The sequence below is a fragment of the Clostridium sp. AM43-3BH genome, assembly GCF_003479985.1.
Classification (GTDB): Bacteria; Bacillota; Clostridia; order Lachnospirales; family Lachnospiraceae; genus Otoolea; species Otoolea fessa.
Genome location: NZ_QUIH01000005.1, coordinates 185,611 through 202,155, shown reverse-complemented (window position 1 = coordinate 202,155; position 16,545 = coordinate 185,611). Strand labels below are relative to the sequence as shown.

18 protein-coding genes are annotated in these 16,545 nt (G+C 51.3%); 13 read left to right on the top strand and 5 right to left on the bottom strand.

Annotation, left to right across the window (positions count from 1 at the left end):
• The first annotated feature begins 2 nt into the window (after nt 1-2).
• The 6 genes from DW931_RS09805 to DW931_RS09780 all read left to right on the top strand — a co-directional run bounded on the left by DW931_RS09805 (nt 3) and on the right by DW931_RS09780 (nt 4,613).
• Nucleotides 3-1,091 (top strand): sulfate/molybdate ABC transporter ATP-binding protein, encoded by a 1,089-nt coding sequence (locus DW931_RS09805; protein WP_118482488.1) that lies wholly within the window; start codon nt 3-5, stop codon nt 1,089-1,091.
• Between the two features lie 22 nt (nt 1,092-1,113).
• Nucleotides 1,114-2,103, top strand: a complete 990-nt coding sequence (locus tag DW931_RS09800; RefSeq protein ID WP_182429173.1) for an NTP transferase domain-containing protein — start codon at nt 1,114-1,116, stop codon at nt 2,101-2,103.
• Entirely contained in the window at nt 2,078-2,554 is a 477-nt protein-coding gene (gene moaC / locus DW931_RS09795; RefSeq protein ID WP_022360485.1) for a cyclic pyranopterin monophosphate synthase MoaC, read from the top strand. The genes DW931_RS09800 and moaC overlap by 26 nt, the downstream gene beginning before the upstream one ends.
• Nucleotides 2,551-3,531, top strand: a complete 981-nt coding sequence (gene moaA / locus DW931_RS09790; protein WP_118626960.1) for a GTP 3',8-cyclase MoaA — start codon at nt 2,551-2,553, stop codon at nt 3,529-3,531. The genes moaC and moaA overlap by 4 nt, the downstream gene beginning before the upstream one ends.
• A 126-nt stretch (nt 3,532-3,657) precedes the next feature.
• Nucleotides 3,658-4,095, top strand: coding sequence for an MOSC domain-containing protein (locus DW931_RS09785; protein WP_022360487.1), 438 nt, complete (start codon nt 3,658-3,660; stop codon nt 4,093-4,095).
• A gap of 29 nt (nt 4,096-4,124) precedes the next feature.
• A complete protein-coding gene (locus DW931_RS09780) occupies nt 4,125-4,613 on the top strand; it encodes a MogA/MoaB family molybdenum cofactor biosynthesis protein (RefSeq protein ID WP_117796574.1) in 489 nt (162 codons plus the stop codon).
• Between the two features lie 205 nt (nt 4,614-4,818).
• Here the strand turns inward: DW931_RS09780 and DW931_RS09775 are convergent, their stop codons facing one another.
• Genes DW931_RS09775 through DW931_RS09755 form a run of 5 tightly spaced genes read right to left on the bottom strand, consistent with a single transcriptional unit; the run spans nt 4,819 to nt 9,848 of the window.
• Entirely contained in the window at nt 4,819-5,520 is a 702-nt protein-coding gene (locus DW931_RS09775; RefSeq protein WP_118482490.1) for a response regulator transcription factor, read from the bottom strand.
• The gene (locus tag DW931_RS09770) at nt 5,513-7,495 is read right to left on the bottom strand and encodes a DUF4118 domain-containing protein (RefSeq protein ID WP_243015363.1); all 1,983 of its coding nucleotides are present in this window, start codon (nt 7,493-7,495) and stop codon (nt 5,513-5,515) included. The genes DW931_RS09775 and DW931_RS09770 overlap by 8 nt, the downstream gene beginning before the upstream one ends.
• 49 nt (nt 7,496-7,544) lie before the next feature.
• Nucleotides 7,545-7,829 (bottom strand): hypothetical protein, encoded by a 285-nt coding sequence (locus DW931_RS09765; RefSeq protein ID WP_147353584.1) that lies wholly within the window; start codon nt 7,827-7,829, stop codon nt 7,545-7,547.
• A gap of 17 nt (nt 7,830-7,846) precedes the next feature.
• Entirely contained in the window at nt 7,847-8,494 is a 648-nt protein-coding gene (locus DW931_RS09760; RefSeq protein WP_118482492.1) for a TrkA family potassium uptake protein, read from the bottom strand.
• Between the two features lie 13 nt (nt 8,495-8,507).
• The gene (locus DW931_RS09755; RefSeq protein ID WP_118482493.1) at nt 8,508-9,848 is read right to left on the bottom strand and encodes a potassium transporter TrkG; all 1,341 of its coding nucleotides are present in this window, start codon (nt 9,846-9,848) and stop codon (nt 8,508-8,510) included.
• Nucleotides 9,849-10,250: 402 nt separating this feature from the next.
• On the opposite strand from DW931_RS09755, the gene DW931_RS09750 reads away from it, so the two are divergent.
• The 7 genes from DW931_RS09750 (at nt 10,251) to hisA (ending at nt 16,502) form a co-directional block, all read left to right on the top strand.
• Complete coding sequence (locus tag DW931_RS09750; RefSeq protein WP_107000889.1) at nt 10,251-11,018, top strand: NAD(P)-binding domain-containing protein; 768 nt, start codon at nt 10,251-10,253, stop codon at nt 11,016-11,018.
• Between the two features lie 261 nt (nt 11,019-11,279).
• On the top strand, nt 11,280-12,452 hold the full coding sequence (locus DW931_RS09745; protein WP_118626959.1) for an ATP phosphoribosyltransferase regulatory subunit: 1,173 nt from the start codon (nt 11,280-11,282) through the stop codon (nt 12,450-12,452).
• Nucleotides 12,446-13,159 (top strand): ATP phosphoribosyltransferase, encoded by a 714-nt coding sequence (gene hisG, locus DW931_RS09740; protein ID WP_118482495.1) that lies wholly within the window; start codon nt 12,446-12,448, stop codon nt 13,157-13,159. Before DW931_RS09745 ends, hisG begins: the two co-directional genes overlap by 7 nt.
• A 6-nt stretch (nt 13,160-13,165) precedes the next feature.
• The gene (gene hisC, locus DW931_RS09735; protein WP_118626958.1) at nt 13,166-14,281 is read left to right on the top strand and encodes a histidinol-phosphate transaminase; all 1,116 of its coding nucleotides are present in this window, start codon (nt 13,166-13,168) and stop codon (nt 14,279-14,281) included.
• A 109-nt stretch (nt 14,282-14,390) separates the two neighbouring features.
• A complete protein-coding gene (hisB, locus tag DW931_RS09730; protein ID WP_118482509.1) occupies nt 14,391-14,987 on the top strand; it encodes an imidazoleglycerol-phosphate dehydratase HisB in 597 nt (198 codons plus the stop codon).
• Nucleotides 14,988-15,095: 108 nt separating this feature from the next.
• Nucleotides 15,096-15,713: an imidazole glycerol phosphate synthase subunit HisH gene (gene hisH, locus DW931_RS09725; RefSeq protein WP_022360499.1), complete on the top strand. Its 618-nt coding sequence runs from the start codon at nt 15,096-15,098 to the stop codon at nt 15,711-15,713.
• 78 nt (nt 15,714-15,791) lie between these two features.
• Nucleotides 15,792-16,502, top strand: a complete 711-nt coding sequence (gene hisA / locus DW931_RS09720; RefSeq protein ID WP_022360500.1) for a 1-(5-phosphoribosyl)-5-[(5-phosphoribosylamino)methylideneamino]imidazole-4-carboxamide isomerase — start codon at nt 15,792-15,794, stop codon at nt 16,500-16,502.
• Nucleotides 16,503-16,545 lie beyond the last annotated feature (43 nt).

Here is a 16,545-nt window from a genome sequence, read left to right as displayed (position 1 = left end):
CGATGAGCCTGCAGGCGGCAATCAAAAAGAGATTTTCCGGCTTTTCGCTGGACGTATCGCTTAACACCGATGGCGGCGTCATGGGCATTCTCGGCGCTTCCGGAAGCGGCAAGAGCATGACGCTCAAGTGTATCGCCGGAATTGAGACGCCGGACGAAGGGCGGATCGTGTTAAACGGCAGGGTGCTCTTTGATTCGGAAAAGCACATCAACCTGCCGCCGCAGAAGCGGAAAGTCGGTTATTTATTCCAAAATTATGCATTGTTTCCGAATATGACCGTAGAAACCAACATTGCAGCGGGGCTTTCGGGCAGCAAGGAGGAAAAACAGGAGGCAGTTGCCCGCATGATCCGTCTCTTTAAATTAGAAGGGCTTGAAAAAAGGTATCCGTCCCAGCTTTCCGGCGGACAGCAGCAGCGTGTGGCGCTGGCGCGCATTCTCGTCTATGAGCCGGATGTGATCATGCTGGATGAACCATTTTCGGCACTTGATTATTATCTGAAGGAACAACTGCAGTTCCAGGTGCGTGAGGTACTCCGCGGGTACACGGGCGATGTGCTGATGGTCAGCCACAGCCGGGACGAGGTCTATCGGTTCTGCGAGAAGAGCATCATCTTAAACCGCGGACAGGTGGCGATGAAGGGAGAGACGCGGGCGATTTTCCAGAAACCGGAAAATGTCACTGCGGCACGCCTGACAGGCTGTAAAAACTTCAGCCGGATCCGGCGGATCGGCGAATATGAGGTGGAAGCGCTCGACTGGGGACTCACGTTTCAGACCGAAGAAGCGGTTGCCGCGGAGCATGCCTATATCGGCATCCGGGCGCACCAGTTTTACCCGGCGCGCGGCGGTGCGAATGAATTTACGTGCGAGTGGGGGGACACACTCTGCCAGCCATTTGAGTGGGATGTTTTGCTGCGTCCGGTGGAAAATGCAGGGGCAGCGGGTGACAAAGAAAATGCACTGGAACGCGAGGTGATCTGGTGGAAGGTAGACTATAAGCAGAGTGATTCACTAAACCAGTATCAGCGCGGAGACCGCGTCCGGCTGGGAATTGCACCGGGAGATATCATGCTTTTAAAAGAAGGTTAGAATGATAGAAAAGGGGATATGTATGGCAGATGGGAAAACAGGCGCGATCATCCTGGCGGCAGGGCGGTCGGCGCACATGGAAGAATTAAAGCCGATGCTCCGGATGGGGCAGACCACGATGATACAGAGGGAGATCGACACGATCCGGCAGGCGGGGATCTCGCCGATCGTTGTCGTGACCGGGTATCAGGCAGATGTGCTGGAACGTCATATTTCACACCGTGGTGCGGTCTGTATCCGAAACAAGCGGTATGAGACATCGCAGATGTACGGCTCAATCTGCATGGGACTGCGCCATATCCAGAAAAAAGCCGATCGGGTGCTGTTGTTCCCTGCCGACGTGCCGATGATCACGGCGAACACAATCGAGAAGATGGCGCAGGCGCCCGGAAGCATGGCAGTACCGGTCTGTCAGGGAAAAAAAGGGCACCCGGTCATGCTGTCGAAGGAAGTGTTTGGACATATCTTAACGTACCGGGGCGGAAAAGGACTTCGCGGCGCAATGGATGCGTGGGGCGAAGGTGTCCGGGAGATCGAGGTTGAAGATCCGGGTGTTTTACTGGACACCAACACGAAAATGGACTATGAATCGCTGCTTGCCTACGAAAAAGATAGGCAGAAGCGCGGGGAGCTGGCATTTCGGGCGTCGATTTCGCTGAGCCGCGAGGAAGAATGCTTCAGCGCGCTGACGGCGGATTTTCTGGAGGCAGTTGCTGAGAGCGGTTCAATGCTCGGTGCCTGTCAGATCCGGGATATTTCCTACAGCAAGGGCTGGAAAATGCTCAAGATCGCAGAGGCGCAGCTGGGAATTCAGTTTTTAGAGCGCCAGACGGGCGGAAGCAAGGGCGGATTTTCTGTGCTGACGCCGGAGGGAAAGGCGTTTTTAGAAAAATTCCGCCGGATGGAAGCAGCAGTGCAGGCGGCAGCAGAAGCAGCGTTTGAGAAAATCTTTCTGGAGCCGGAAGAAGAGGAAAAGGAGGATACAGATGGAAGAGAAATTAACGCATTTTGATGAAAAGGGAAATGCGATCATGGTAGATGTAACGGAAAAGAAGATTACCAGCCGGACAGCGACGGCATCCGGCAAGATTCACGTCAATGAAGCTGTCATGAAGGCGGTTCTGGAGGGAACGGTTGCCAAGGGCGATGTGTTGGGGGTGGCGCGTGTAGCGGGAATCATGGCGGTGAAGCAGACCGCACACCTGATCCCGATGTGCCACACACTTCTCATCACGAAATGCAGCGTGGATTTTGAGGTGGATGAAAAAGAGCTGACGATCAAGGCACTTTGTACTGCTAAGCTGGAAGGAAAGACCGGCGTCGAGATGGAGGCGCTGACCGGCGTCAGCGTGGCTCTTCTGACCATTTATGATATGTGCAAGGCGATCGACAAGCGGATGGAGATCGGAGAGATACATCTCGATGCAAAATCGGGAGGAAAGAGCGGGGAATTTGTGCGATGATAGACGGATACGGCAGAACGATCGACTACGTCCGGATCTCCGTGACCGACCGATGCAACCTGCGCTGTGTGTACTGTATGCCGGAGGAAGGCATCGGCAGCATTTCCCATGAAGAGATCCTGCGGTTTGGTGAGATCGAGAGGGTCTGCCAGATTCTGGCAGAGAACGGCATTCAGAAAATCAAGCTGACCGGAGGCGAACCGCTGGTGCGCCGGAGACTGCCGGAGTTAGCAGCAGCGTTAAAACAGATTCCGGGAATCAAGAGCCTGACGATCACGACGAACGGTGTTTTATTAGAAGAAATGTACGATGCGCTGGCGGACGCGGGGGTTGATTCAGTCACGATCAGCCTGGATACGCTGGATGCGTCGGTGTACCGGCAGCTCACACGCCGGGATGAGATCGAAGCGGTCAGACGCGGCCTTCGGATGGCGATCCAGAAAGGCAGGATGCAGATCAAGATAAATTGTGTGCCGGTGCTTGGGATCGAGGAGCAAAAGCTTTTAGAGGTGGCGGAACTGGCGAAAAACCATAACGTGCACGTGCGTTTCATCGAAATGATGCCGATCGGCATGGGAACGCAGTTTGCCTTTGTGAAAGAAGATGCGTTGAAGCATGCGCTGGAAGAGGCATTTGGAACCTTTACCCCGTGCGGGGACGTGGCAGGAAATGGCCCGTGCCATTATTTCGCAGTCCCTGGCTTTCAGGGACGGATCGGTTTTATCAGCGCGGTCAGCCATAAATTCTGTTCCGAATGCAATCGGATCCGGCTGACCTCAGAAGGATTCTTAAAGACCTGTCTCCAGTATGACAATGGGGTGGAATTAAAGACCATTCTGCGCGGCGGCGGTACCGATGAAGACCTGCGCCGGGCGATCGGACAGGCGCTTGCGGAAAAGCCGAAGGGACATAATTTTGAGAAAAAGACGGAATTTACGGATCGGGAACACCGGGGAATGTCCCAGATAGGCGGATAAGCAGGGTGTTTGTGAGGATTATGGTTTCTGCGGTGAAAGTGTGAGCCGGCGGAATGTTACAAGTGAAATATCGTATATGAAATATGAAATCGGAAAATTTATGGATAAAGAAAAGGGGAAACAATCATGGGAAAAGTAATCGCAACGTGTACCAGTGAAATCAAAGGTGTTCAGAAGAAAAATGTCCATCAGGTCTGTCTTATCGAGGACTATGGAATCGAGGGTGACGCCCATGCGGGCAAATGGCACCGTCAGGTCAGCCTTCTTTCATATGACCGGATTCAGGAATTCCGCGCGCGTGGTGCGAAAGTCGAGGACGGCGCGTTCGGTGAAAATCTGGTCGTGGAAGGAATCGATTTCAAGACGCTCCCGATCGGGACAAAATTTAAATGCAACGACGTCGTGCTGGAATTGACACAGATCGGAAAAGAATGCCACCATGGATGCGCGATCTTCCAGGCGATGGGCGATTGTATCATGCCGCGCGAGGGCGTATTTACGAAGGTGCTGCACGGCGGCGTGATCAAAGAGGGAGATAATCTGGAGATTCTGGAAGAAGCGTAGGAAAGAGATCAAAGAGAGGTGGGAAACCAATGAGAGCAGCAATTATTACATCCAGTGACTCCGGGTACGCGGGAAAACGGGAGGATGTGAGTGGTCCGGTAATCGCAGAAATGGTGAGAGAGGCTGGTTATGAGGTGGTCTGGCAGAAGGTGCTGCCGGATGACCAGGCGATGTTGGAAGAGGCGATGAAGGAGATCTGCGATGAGGGAAAGGCCGATCTGCTCTTAACAACGGGCGGAACGGGATTTTCTCCGCGCGACGTGATGCCGGAGGCGACGCTGGCGGTCGCGGAACGGATGGTTCCGGGTATCCCGGAGGCGATGCGGGCATACAGCTTACAATTTACAAAGCGGACGATGTTAAGCCGAGCGGCAAGTGGGATCCGCAAACGCACGCTGATCGTCAACCTGCCGGGCAGTCCGAAGGCAGTGCGGGAGTGTCTGGAGTACATTCTGCCGCAGCTGGATCATGGATTAAAAATCCTTTTGGGGCTTGATGGGGAGTGTGCTAGAAAGTAGGGAAAGCAGCAAAAACGAAGATGGAAAAACAGATATAATATATAAGACGATGTATGCTAATAGCGAGGACTTTCAAGTCCTCGCTATTTCAACGATGGTCAGCTTATTTGGGGCAGAATGGAATGACTACACCATGCAGATGGGAGGTGATGCCAAACCAAGAAATCTACTCCATTTAGTCATGAATGTTCCGTTCAGGAATTACTTACTCGATGCGGAGCATCCGATAGCCGATTCCGATGTGTGTTTGTATGTATTGCTGCCCGTCTTTTCCGCGTTCCAGCTTTTTGCGCAGGGTCGCCATGAACACCCGCAGAGAAGCGATATCGTTTTCCCAACTGCTGCCCCAAATCTGCTGCGTGATATAGGTGTGTGTCAGAACCTTACCAACATTTTTGGAGAGCAGGCACAGCAGCTTGTATTCGATGGGTGTCAGGTGTAGCTCTGTGCCGTCAAGATATGCGCAGCCTGCCGCATAGTTGATTTTCAGCGCACCATTCGTAAAAATCGGAGAATCCTGCACGGAGTCTGTTTTCATCATCGACAGTCTCCGCTGCGTCACCCGCAGTCGTGCCAACAGTTCGTCCACGGAAAAAGGCTTCGTTAGATAATCATCCGCCCCAGCATCCAGCGCCCCGATTTTATCGGAATCCTCTGTTCTGGCGCTGATCACAATGATCGGCATATTCGACCACGACCGGATTTTTTGGATGACTTCCACGCCGTCCATATCCGGTAGCCCCAGATCAAGCAGTACAATGTCCGGGTTGTGAGATAGCGCTTCCATCACGGCACTTGCGCCGTTTTGCGCCGAAAGATATCTATATTCGTGAGTTTTTAGTGTCATCGTTATTAAATTTCGCACCGGGGTATCATCTTCTACAACGAGGATGAGCGGCTTATTCATTTAAGTTCACCTCACTAAGTGGTATTGTAAAGGAAAAGATGCAGCCATGCGGCGAATTGTCTTTCAACGTCATTTCACCATGATGTGCATGGACAATAGTTTGACAGAGCGTAAGTCCAAGTCCAAGACTTCGGCGGCTGTCGCCAATTGGATTGCCCCCAGTAAAGAACATTTCAAAAACACGTTCCTTCAGTTCATTCGGAATACCGGGACCGTTATCGCTGACACATATTTCAGCCATATTTTCTCGCGGGATTGCCGTGATCCGGATGTTCGAGCCAACGGGAGTATATTTGACTGCGTTATTCACCAGATTGATGAGCACCTGCATGATGAGTCCTGCGTCCATCCGTGCCAGCAACAGTACGTCTCCGCAATCTACTGCGATGTGATGTTCTGCCGCTCTTCGGTCAATATGCCTGAGTGCTTCCGATATGATGTCATCCACGACCTGATCAGAAAGGTGCAGCTTTACGCTGCCGTCTACAATTTTCGTAATGGAAAGCAAGTTCTCAACCAGTCCCGTCAGCCATTGTGCATCGTCATAAATGTCCGTAAAAATCTGTTTCCGTGTCTGCTCATCCAACACGTCATAGCTGTGCAGCAGCGTATCTGCGTTGCCGGAAATTGAGGTCAGTGGTGTCCTGAGATCATGAGAAATCGAACGCAAAAGATTGGCGCGAAGCTGTTCGTTCTTTGCAAGAACGGCAGCTTCTTCCTTTTCTCTGGCATTTCGCAGGTTATCCAGCGCCAGAGAGCACTCGCCGAGGATGGAGAACAGAACGCTGGATGTAAATGCGTCAGGCTGCGTTTGCTTTTCCATCGGAATCCCGACAACACCGTAAATCTGCTGCCCGGTACGGATGGCAAGATACAGCCGTTTTGCTTTTGGAAAGTTTTGCGTCGTTGCTCCGGCGCGCTTGCGGTTTTGCCAGACCCATTGAACCACGTTCTGTTCCCGGTCGGTATCTGGGATGCTGTATGGACTACTTCCGTCAGCCGGATAAATGTTCCCATCCAGCAGAGCGTTGCCCTGTGCCGGGTAAATCAGAACGTCTCGCTGCATGAGCTTTTGTATCTGCGTCGCGGTCATCCGATAGACCTCCTCCGGCGTTTCCGCTTTTTGGAGCTGTCTGTTCATATCAAAAAGGAGCTTCGTGCGATAAGCGTCCCGTGCGGATAGCTGTGCGTGGGCTTTGAGCTTGGCCGCAAGTGTACTTGTCAAAAGTGCAGCCGCGAACATGACGGCAAAGGTTATCGGGTATTTGCTGCCATAGGCTGCCAAAGACAGCCGGGGTTCCGTCAGAAAATAATTGAACAGGAGGACACTCAAAAAAGCGGACAGCACACCGCAGGTATATCCGCTGGTAAAAGTGGAAGTCAGAAGCACACCCAGCAGGTAAACCATGATGATATTGTCATTTGCAAAGCTGAGCCGCAGAAAGATCCATCCGATGACCGTCGTAACTGCCAGAATTCCGATGGTCAGAAGTAGTTCCCGGGCGGTCGGAAACGCCGGGCGGATAGTAAGCGGCTGATTTCTGCGGCAGTTCTTATAGGCTTCCACATCCGGAATAATATAAATATCTACCTCTGGTGCAAGCGTAATGAGCTGTTCTGTCAGCGTCGATTCGCTCCAGAAATGCCGCCGCTGTACGCCGCTTCGCCCAATCACAATTTTGGTCACATCAGAGAGCCGCACATATTCCGCGATCTGTGTCGCCACATCTTCACCATGCGTTGTGACAATTTCTGCGCCAAGCTGCTGCCCCAGACGCATATTCGCCTGCAAACGGACGGTATCTTCCGCGTTCATATCAGCGTCTCCGGGGGTCTGCACGTAAAGTGCGGTAAGACTGGCGCAAAATGCCTGTGCCATTTTCCCTGCCATTCGTACAATGCGTTCATTGGATGGAGACGAGGACAGGCACACAAGAATATGCTCTTTTGGCATTTCGCTTCCTTTATTCTGCACATTTTCACCCCCTCTTAAACAATATTATAGCACCAAAATGTGGAGGTTTCTACTGCGCCCAATCGGATTCGTTGTCCGGAAAAGAAATTTGCTCTGAATCATAGATCACGATTTCTACATGGGCATGACTATTGCGAAATCGGGAAAACGTTTCCTCAAGTTCGTCAGGAGAAATATTTCCGACCAGATGCACGCACGGTTCAGCCTGCTGTTGTTCGGATGATTCTTTGATGTGCTTCTGATTTTCGTCCAGAAAGCGATCCAGCCGTTTCATCAAAAACCAGCCGAACAGGAACATTAGCGCCGTCCCAGCGATCAAAACGCTATCTTCCATATACCCTCACCGTCCATTCAGATTCGGAAGCACTTTTGCAGCGCTTTGTATTCGCCCAACGCTAAAATCGTTATTTCCCCGGACAGCATCGTATCCGGCGTAATGGAAACGTCGGTTTTTCCAGAGTGTTTGATGCCGAGAATGTTAATGCCATATTTTCTGCGAATATTCAGTTCGCCAACGCTTTTGCCGATCCACCCGGCCGGAACTTCTACTTCAAAAATGGCGTGCTGCTCGTCGATCTCTATGTAGTCGAAAATATGGTCGGCAGTGTATCGGATCGCTGCCCATTTTGCCACCTGTTTTTCCGGGTAGACTACCTGGTCGGCACCGTTGCGAAGCAGAAACTTTGCCTGCACATCACGCTCGGCACGCGACACCACGCACTTCGCCCCCAGCTCTTTCAGCAGCGAGGTGGTTTCCAGCGAGTTCTGAAAGTTCCCGCTGATGGTCACGATGCAGACATCAAAATTTCCGATGCCAAGAGAGCGAAGAAACTCCGCGTTTGTACTGTCGCCAATTTGTGCGTTGGTGACATATGGCAGCACATCATTGATTCGTTCCTCGTTTGTATCGACCGCCATGACCTGATGCCCCAGCTGAGAAAGCTGTACTGCAATATGCCGTCCGAAGCGGCCTGTGCCAATCAATAGAATGTTTTTCATGTGAAAAGACTCCTTATCCAATCGTGATTTTTTCCTGCGGCAGCTTTGCATTCCCCACTTTTTTGCTGGAAAATGTCGCATAAATGAGGGTAAGACCGCCGACTCTGCCCAGATACATGAGCGTGATCAACACCATTTGCGATGGAATGTGCAGCTGCGGTGTAATACCAAGTGTCAATCCCACCGTCCCGACCGCCGATGCCGTTTCATACAGGCAGGCAGACAGCGGAAGATTCTCATATGCGCTGATAAAGACAGCACCGCCAAAGAACAGCATCAAGTACATCGTCAGAATGGTCGCGGCGGTCTTGACGGCGCTGCAATCGACTCTGCGTCCGAAAAATTGGACATTATCGCGCTGGCGGAAGGTTGCAGTGGCATTGGCAAGCAGAACCGCCAGTGTCGTTGTTTTCATGCCGCCTGCTGTAGAACCTGGAGAACCGCCGATGAGCATCAAAAGGATTATTACGCCCTGTGATGCACCGGACATCGTGGAAAGATTTACCGTGTTGAAGCCCGCTGTCCTCGGCGTAACAGACTGAAAAAAGGATGCCAGCAGCCGGTTTCCGGCGGGAAGCGTGGAAAAGTCTGAAAAGAAGAAAAACATAGCAGGCAGAAAAATTAAAAAACCTGTCGTGACCAGAATCACCTTGCTCTGCATTCGGTAGCGATGAAACCGCCACTTGTTTTCAAAGATGTCATCCCACGTCAGAAATCCAATACCGCCGATCACGATCAGCAGCATAATCGTGATATTGATTACCGGGCTGTCCGCGTAGCCGGTAAGAGATGGATAGCGGTTGCTTTCTGTCCCAAGAATGTCAAACCCGGCATTGCAAAAAGCGGATATGGAATGAAATACCGCCATCCAGATGCCGCGCCATCCATAGTCCCGGCAGAATACCGGCAGCACGGCAAGCGCTCCCAGCAGCTCAATCAGAAACGTCCCTCGCAGGATGAAGCGTGTCAGACGGACGATTCCGCCGACCTTTGGTGCTGAAATTGCATCCTGCATGGTGCTGCGCTGCATCAGAGAGATTTTTCGCCCGGACAAAAGCGCAAACAATGCTGCTGCGGTTACGACACCAAGACCACCAATTTGGATCAGTGCCAGAATAACCACCTGCCCAAAGGTTGACCAGTAGCTGCCTGTATCCTGCACTACAAGCCCTGTCACGCAGACGGCAGAGGTCGCAGTAAACAGCGTTTCATTGAATGGAGTAATATTCTCTCCAGTCGTGGAGATCGGCAGCATCAGCAGTAGCGCTCCGAGTAGAATGACCCCGGCAAACCCTAATGTGATAATTTGAAAAGACGAAAGGCGGCGCTTTCGTCGAATAATCTCTTCAGGCATAAAGACAGCTCCTTATTTCTGTGATGGTCATATTATACAGCTGGAGATTTTAAGAGCGGATAAGGGAGATTTACGACGTATTAAGATTGAATAAAGATGAGGAGATGGCTTATTTCAATCGCTTTATTTGCGGAAGTGGACAATTTCAAAGAAAATGGCAAGGAGGATATGAACGATAAAATAAGGCGCCTGATCAAAGTGGGGTGCGAAGGTTGAGGGAGGAATTACGATGAAGAACCGGAAAAGTGCGCCGAGATATGAGTAGGATGCTGGAAAATATGTGTTTCTGGTTGTATACTGTGTATATGAATAAAATCGGGGAGTAACTATCAGGTAAGTTCGCTCGGAATCGTCTGGAAAAATTTCGGGTAAACGGAGAGGAGAAAGAGAGGATAGAAGTTTATGAAACTGGGATTTATTGGAACGGGAATCATTACGACGTCCGTCGTGACTGGATTCTGCGAGAGCGGAATGGAGAATCTGCAGATCGTTGTATCGCCGAGAAATAAAGAACGGGCGCAGATGCTGCATGAGAAATACCCGGAGATCGTGTCGGTCGCGGCGGATAACCAGGAAGTTGTGGATCGGTCGGACTGGGTCTTTGCGGCGCTCCTTCCGAAGGCGGCGGAAGATATCTTAAAACCGCTTCATATCGGACCGGAGAAGAAGTTTATCAATCTGGTTGCAACGCTGAGCTTAAAGCGCATCGAGGAAATGTTTGGACCGAGAGAGATTCTGGCGGATGTTGTGCCTCTGACCTTCGCAGCGAACCGATTCGGACCGGTGGTGATTTACCCGGATATCCCGGAGGTAGTCGATCTGATGAGTCACGTCGGCAAGCCGGTTCCGGTCGATACGCCGAAGCAGATCGCGATCCTTAGGAGCACGACGGGCCTGATGAGCGCTTACTATATGCTTCTGACCGTCATTATCCAGTGGTGTGAGAGAAACGGGCTGGATGAGCCATCCGCACGGGCATACATCACCGAATTTACTGGGGCGCTGTCCCGCAAGGCAGCGACGTGGGACGGGGATCTGGAAGACCTTGCCAGAGAAATGACACCGGGAGGACTGAACTGGATGGCGCTGACGCATCTGGAGGAAAAGGATGCGTATACGCCTTGGACGGAGATTCTGGGGCCGATTTTGGAGAAGGTTATAAAAGAATAGAGTCGAGGTGGAAAAACTCGGGGCGCACATTTCTCACGCCCCGAGTTTTTCTTTTAATTAAAGTGTGAGTATTCTAAAAAAGTAGTTGCTTTTTTTAAGAAGGAATGATAGTATATAGAAAACACTTTAGTACGCTACCATGATAGCAAGATAAACAAAAGTGATGGGAGCTATAACGGCAGGATATAGACGAGCGGGTGATTGTCCGGCAGATTTTGTTGAGGCGGGGCGGTTGCGGCGGCAGTTGAGAGGAGATAGAGCATGAATTTAGAGATTCAGAGCCTTCGGAGGGCGGAGGCGGCGACGCTTCGCCTGAGAGGTCTTTATGAGAGCTATGGATACCGCAAGTACCGGATGGGGCGGTTTGAGGAATATAGTTTGTATGCAGCGAATAAAAGTTTCCTGCTGGGGGAAAATGTGCCGACATTTACGGATCTGGACGGACGCTTGATGGCTCTCAAGCCGGACGTGACGCTGAGTATCGCGAAGAACACCAAGGCAGATAAAAATACGTGCGAGAAGGTCTATTATCTGGAGAGTGTGTACCGTGAGAGCAAGGAAAGCCACACTTACAAAGAGATCAGCCAGATGGGACTGGAGTGCATGGGCGGCGTGGATGACTGCGTGATCGCGGAGGTGCTGGCGCTGGCGCTCAAGAGTCTGGCGGATTTTGAGACGGACTATGTGCTCAAGATTTCCAACATGGATTTCGTGGTGGGACTGATGGAAGAGCTTCCGGTCAATGCCGATCAGAAAGATATCATTTTAGGGCTGATCCGGACGAAAAACCGCAGCGGACTGGAAAAACTGTGCGCGGATCTGGCACTGCCGGAGGGCGATACAGAGAAATTGATGAAGGTTTCCGGGCTGTACGGAGAGTTTGGGCGGGTGCTGGCAGAGGCAGGTGCGATCGCGGATACGCCGAAAATGAAAGAGGCGGTTGCACTTTTATCCCGCCTGTATGAGGTTCTGGAGGCGATGGGACTGGGCGGACAGCTTGACAAGGTGCGGCTGGACTTCTCGATGATCAATGACATTGAATATTATAACGGTATTATTTTCCAGGGATTTTTAGACGGTCTGGCACGCCAGGTTCTTTCCGGCGGCCAGTACGACGGTATGATGGCAAAATTAGGAAAGAAAGCCGATGCGATCGGATTTGCCATCTATTTGAAAGAGCTGGAGCGCCTGCCGGAAAAGAGCATCCGCTACGATGTCGATGCGCTGGTACTCTATGAGCCGGATGTCGATGTAGTGCGCCTGTGCCAGGCGGTTGAAAGCCTGCGCCGTCAGGGACTGCGCGTGCGGGTGGAGAAAGCTGTGCCGGAGGATCTGCGTTACTGCTATCTGTACCGGTATGACGGACGTCTTTCCCTGGAAGAGGACCGGGAAACTGCCTTTCAGGAGAATGGAAAGGAGGGCGTGAGATGTTAAACATAGCACTGCCGAAGGGAAGACTGGGCGATCAGGTGTATGAGCTTCTGGCGTCGGTCGGATATGACTGCAAGAGTATTTACGACGAAAATAGAAAACTGGTGTTTGAGAACCCACAGACGGGTGTCCGCTACCTGCTCGTAAAGCCGAGTGATGTGGCAATCTACGTCGAGCACCATGCGGCAGACGTCGGAATCGTCGGAAAAGACATTCTGATGGAGAGCAACCCGGATGTATACGAGCTTCTCGATCTGGGACTTGGAAAATGCCGGATGTGCGTGGCTGGAAAAGAGGATTACGTCGAGGACAAAGACCGACCGGTGCGCGTGGCAACGAAATTTACGAATATTGCGAAAGAGCATTACGCGAAGCTGGGACGCGATATTGACATTATTAAATTAAACGGAAGCATTGAGCTGGCGCCGATTCTGGGACTTTCGGACGTCATCGTGGATATTGTCGAGTCGGGCAGCACGATCCGTGAAAATCACCTGAAAGTGCTGGAAGAGTTCCTGCCGATCAGCGCCCGTTTCATCGCCAACAAGAGCAGCTTTGAGTTTAAAAACAAGCAGATCACCGAGATGGCGGAGAAGCTGAAGGGCGCGGTGGAAGCACACCAGAAGAAAAAGGAACAGGAAAAGAAAGAAAAAGAAGCAAAAGAGAAAGCGGAGAAAGAAACCGCAGCAGAATATAAAAAGGAGGCGTAGGCAGATATGAGCCGTTTTTTGAGCAAAGCAAGCGAATCACTTCTTCCGTATACACCGGGTGAGCAGCCGCAGGGACGGAAATTTATCAAGCTGAACACAAACGAATGCCCGTATCCGCCGAGCCCGAAGGTTGCGGAAGCGATTCTGGCGGGGTATGAGGAAAATTCTTCTAAAATTATGCCGCTGGAACTTGCAAATTTACGCCTTTATTCGGATCCGGAAGAGCGCATCCTCATCGAGGCGATCGCCGACCACTACGGCGTGGGAACAAACCAGGTCATCGCGGGCAATGGTTCCGACGAGATTTTAGGTTTTGCATTCCGGGCATTCTGCGACCAGAACGCGCCGCTGCAGTTCGCGGATCTGACATATGGCTTCTATCCGGCGCTCTGCGGGCTCTATGGAATCCCGTTCAAGGTAGTTCCGCTGGAGGAAGATTTTACATTAAATATCGAACCGTATAAAAATTGCGGAAATAATGTGATCATCGCTAATCCAAACGCCCCGACAGGCATGAACCTGCCGCTTTCTGCGATTGAGGAAGTAGCGGCGTCCAACCCGGACCGCGTTGTGATGGTGGATGAGGCGTATGTGGATTTCGGCGGCGAATCGTGTGTATCACTGCTTCCGAAATACGAAAATCTGGTGATTATCCAGACCTTTTCCAAATCCCGCAGCTTAGCCGGCGCGCGTGTCGGATTTGCCATCGCAAACCCGGAACTTATCGCCGATATGAACCGGATCAAATACAGTTTTAACCCGTACAACGTCAACCGCCTGTCGATTCTGGCTGGCGCGGCGGCGATGCGCGACTGGGACTACACGAAAGAATGTACCGGGCGCATCTGCAAAACGCGTGAAAAAACGACCGAGGCGCTCCGGGCGCTTGGATTCACCGTGCTGGATTCGAAGACCAACTTCATTTTTGCCAAGAGCGGCGATATGCCGGGAAAAGTCTATTTTGACGGACTGCGCGAGGCAGGAATCCTGGTAAGACGCTGGGACAGCGAGCGGATCAAAGATTACGTCCGCATTTCCATCGGATCCGAGGAAGAGATGGAAACGTTTGTTGAGGAGACGAAGAAGCTGGTGGAAGCGGCGAGAAGTGCAGTTGTAAGATAGTCTGGAATTCAATAGGTTCACGCATTTACTGTAGGAACCGTATGAAAATGCTGGCAGCATGGTTTTTGTAGATGGGGCAGCTGTGAATAAGAAAGGAAGGCTGGCAGAAATGTCAAGAGAACGCAAGATTTCATTAGAACGAAACACGGCAGAGACGAAAATCAGCCTGTCGATTGATTTAGATGGAACGGGAAAATATCAGGTCGATACGGGCTGCGGATTTTTAAACCATATGCTGGAGCTCTTTGCCAGACATGGACGGTTTGATCTCACATTGAAATGTGACGGAGATACGCAGGTCGATTACCATCATACGACAGAGGACATCGGAATTGCCATGGGACAGGCAATTTTAGAGGCGCTGGGTGATAAAAAGGGCATCCGCCGTTATGGCAGTTTCCTGCTTCCGATGGATGAAACACTGGTAATGACGGCGCTCGATTTAAGCGGACGTTCCTATCTGGTCATGGATGTAGAGATTCCGACCGAAAAAGTGGGCGATTTTGATACCGAGCTTGTAAAGGAATTTATGATTGCACTGTCCTCCAACAGCCGGATGACGCTGCATTTTAAAATGTTCCACGGCGAAAACGGCCACCATATCATCGAGGCGATGTTCAAGGGACTGGGACGCGCGCTCGGCGAGGCGGTGTCGATTGACGAGAAGTACCGGGACGAGATTCCATCGACAAAAGGGGTATTATGATCTAAGATAAAAGTAAGTATAACAAATCTATTTAATAGGTTTATAATGATTCAGCGGGTTCCTGCGTTGACTGCGGGAGCATACATGAATTGATATAGGAGGCTGCGAATGATAACAATTATTGACTACGGCGTGGGAAACCTGTTTTCCCTCAGTTCCTCCCTCAGTTACCTGGGACTGGAAAATAAAGTCAGCCGCGATCCGGAAGATTTAAGAAAAGCGGATCACATCATTTTACCGGGCGTCGGCGCGTATGGCGATGCGATTGCGAAACTGCGCGGATCCGGAATGGCAGAGCCGCTGCTGGATGAAGCAAAAGCAGGCAAACCGATCATGGGAATCTGCCTCGGAATGCAGCTTCTCTTTGATAAAAGCTATGAATACGGCGAGCATCAGGGTCTGGGACTGATTCCGGGCGTGATGGCAGACTTAAAAGAAGACATTCCGGCAAACCTAAAAGTGCCGCACATGGGCTGGAACAGCCTGCATCTGACGGAAAAAGGAAAGAAGCATCCACTGTTTAAATACAGCAAAGAGGGCGATTACGTCTACTTTGTCCACAGCTTCTATGGAAAAGATTGTGATGAGAGTCTGCTGGCAACCTCGGAGTACGGCATTCCGGTCACGGCGTCCGCGGCAAATGAAAATGTCATGGGCTGCCAATTCCATCCGGAGAAGAGCGGGGAAGTGGGACTGCGGATTCTGAAGGCGTTTTCGGAGATATAATTAATAGAAAAACAAGAAAGGTAACTGTTTTTTCAGGCTTGTAGATTGGATTTAAACAGTTATGGAGAGGAAACGGACATGGAGCTATTTCCGGCGATTGATTTGCGGGACGGCAAGGCGGTGCGCCTGGTGCAGGGCGATTATAACCAGATGACAGTATTCAGCGACCGGCCGGAAGAGGTGGCGCTGGGATTCAAGGAGCAGGGCGCGAAAAACCTGCATGTGGTCGATCTGGACGGCGCGAAAGACGCGGCGCTGGCAAATTTTGACACGATAGAGAAGCTGATTAAGACAACGGGATTATTTGTAGAAGTCGGCGGCGGCATCCGCAACGAGGCATCCATCGACAAATACCTGTCGCTCGGAGCCGGACGCGTGATTCTCGGTACGGTGGCGGTCACAAATTATCCATTTGTCGAAGAAATGGTCCGCAAATACGGCGATAAAATTGCAGTCGGTGTGGACGCGAAGGACGGTTTTGTGGCGACTCACGGGTGGCTTGAGACGAGCGAGGTAAGAGGCGTTGATTTCTGCCGCCGCCTGCGCGATACGGGAGTGAAAACGGTCATTTACACCGATATTTCCCGCGATGGAAAGATGCAGGGAACGAACCTGGAGCTTTATAAAGAATTATCGCAGATTGAAGGGCTGGATATCGTGGCGTCCGGTGGAATCAGCAGCCTCAAGGAGATTGAGATCTTGAAAAATGAGGTGTATGGTGCGATTTTAGGAAAAGCGCTGTATCTGGGTGCGATTGATTTAAAGGAAGCACTGAAATATTCCGTTTAGGAGAAGCGCCGTATAAAAAGCGGCAAAAAATCATTCGAATCAT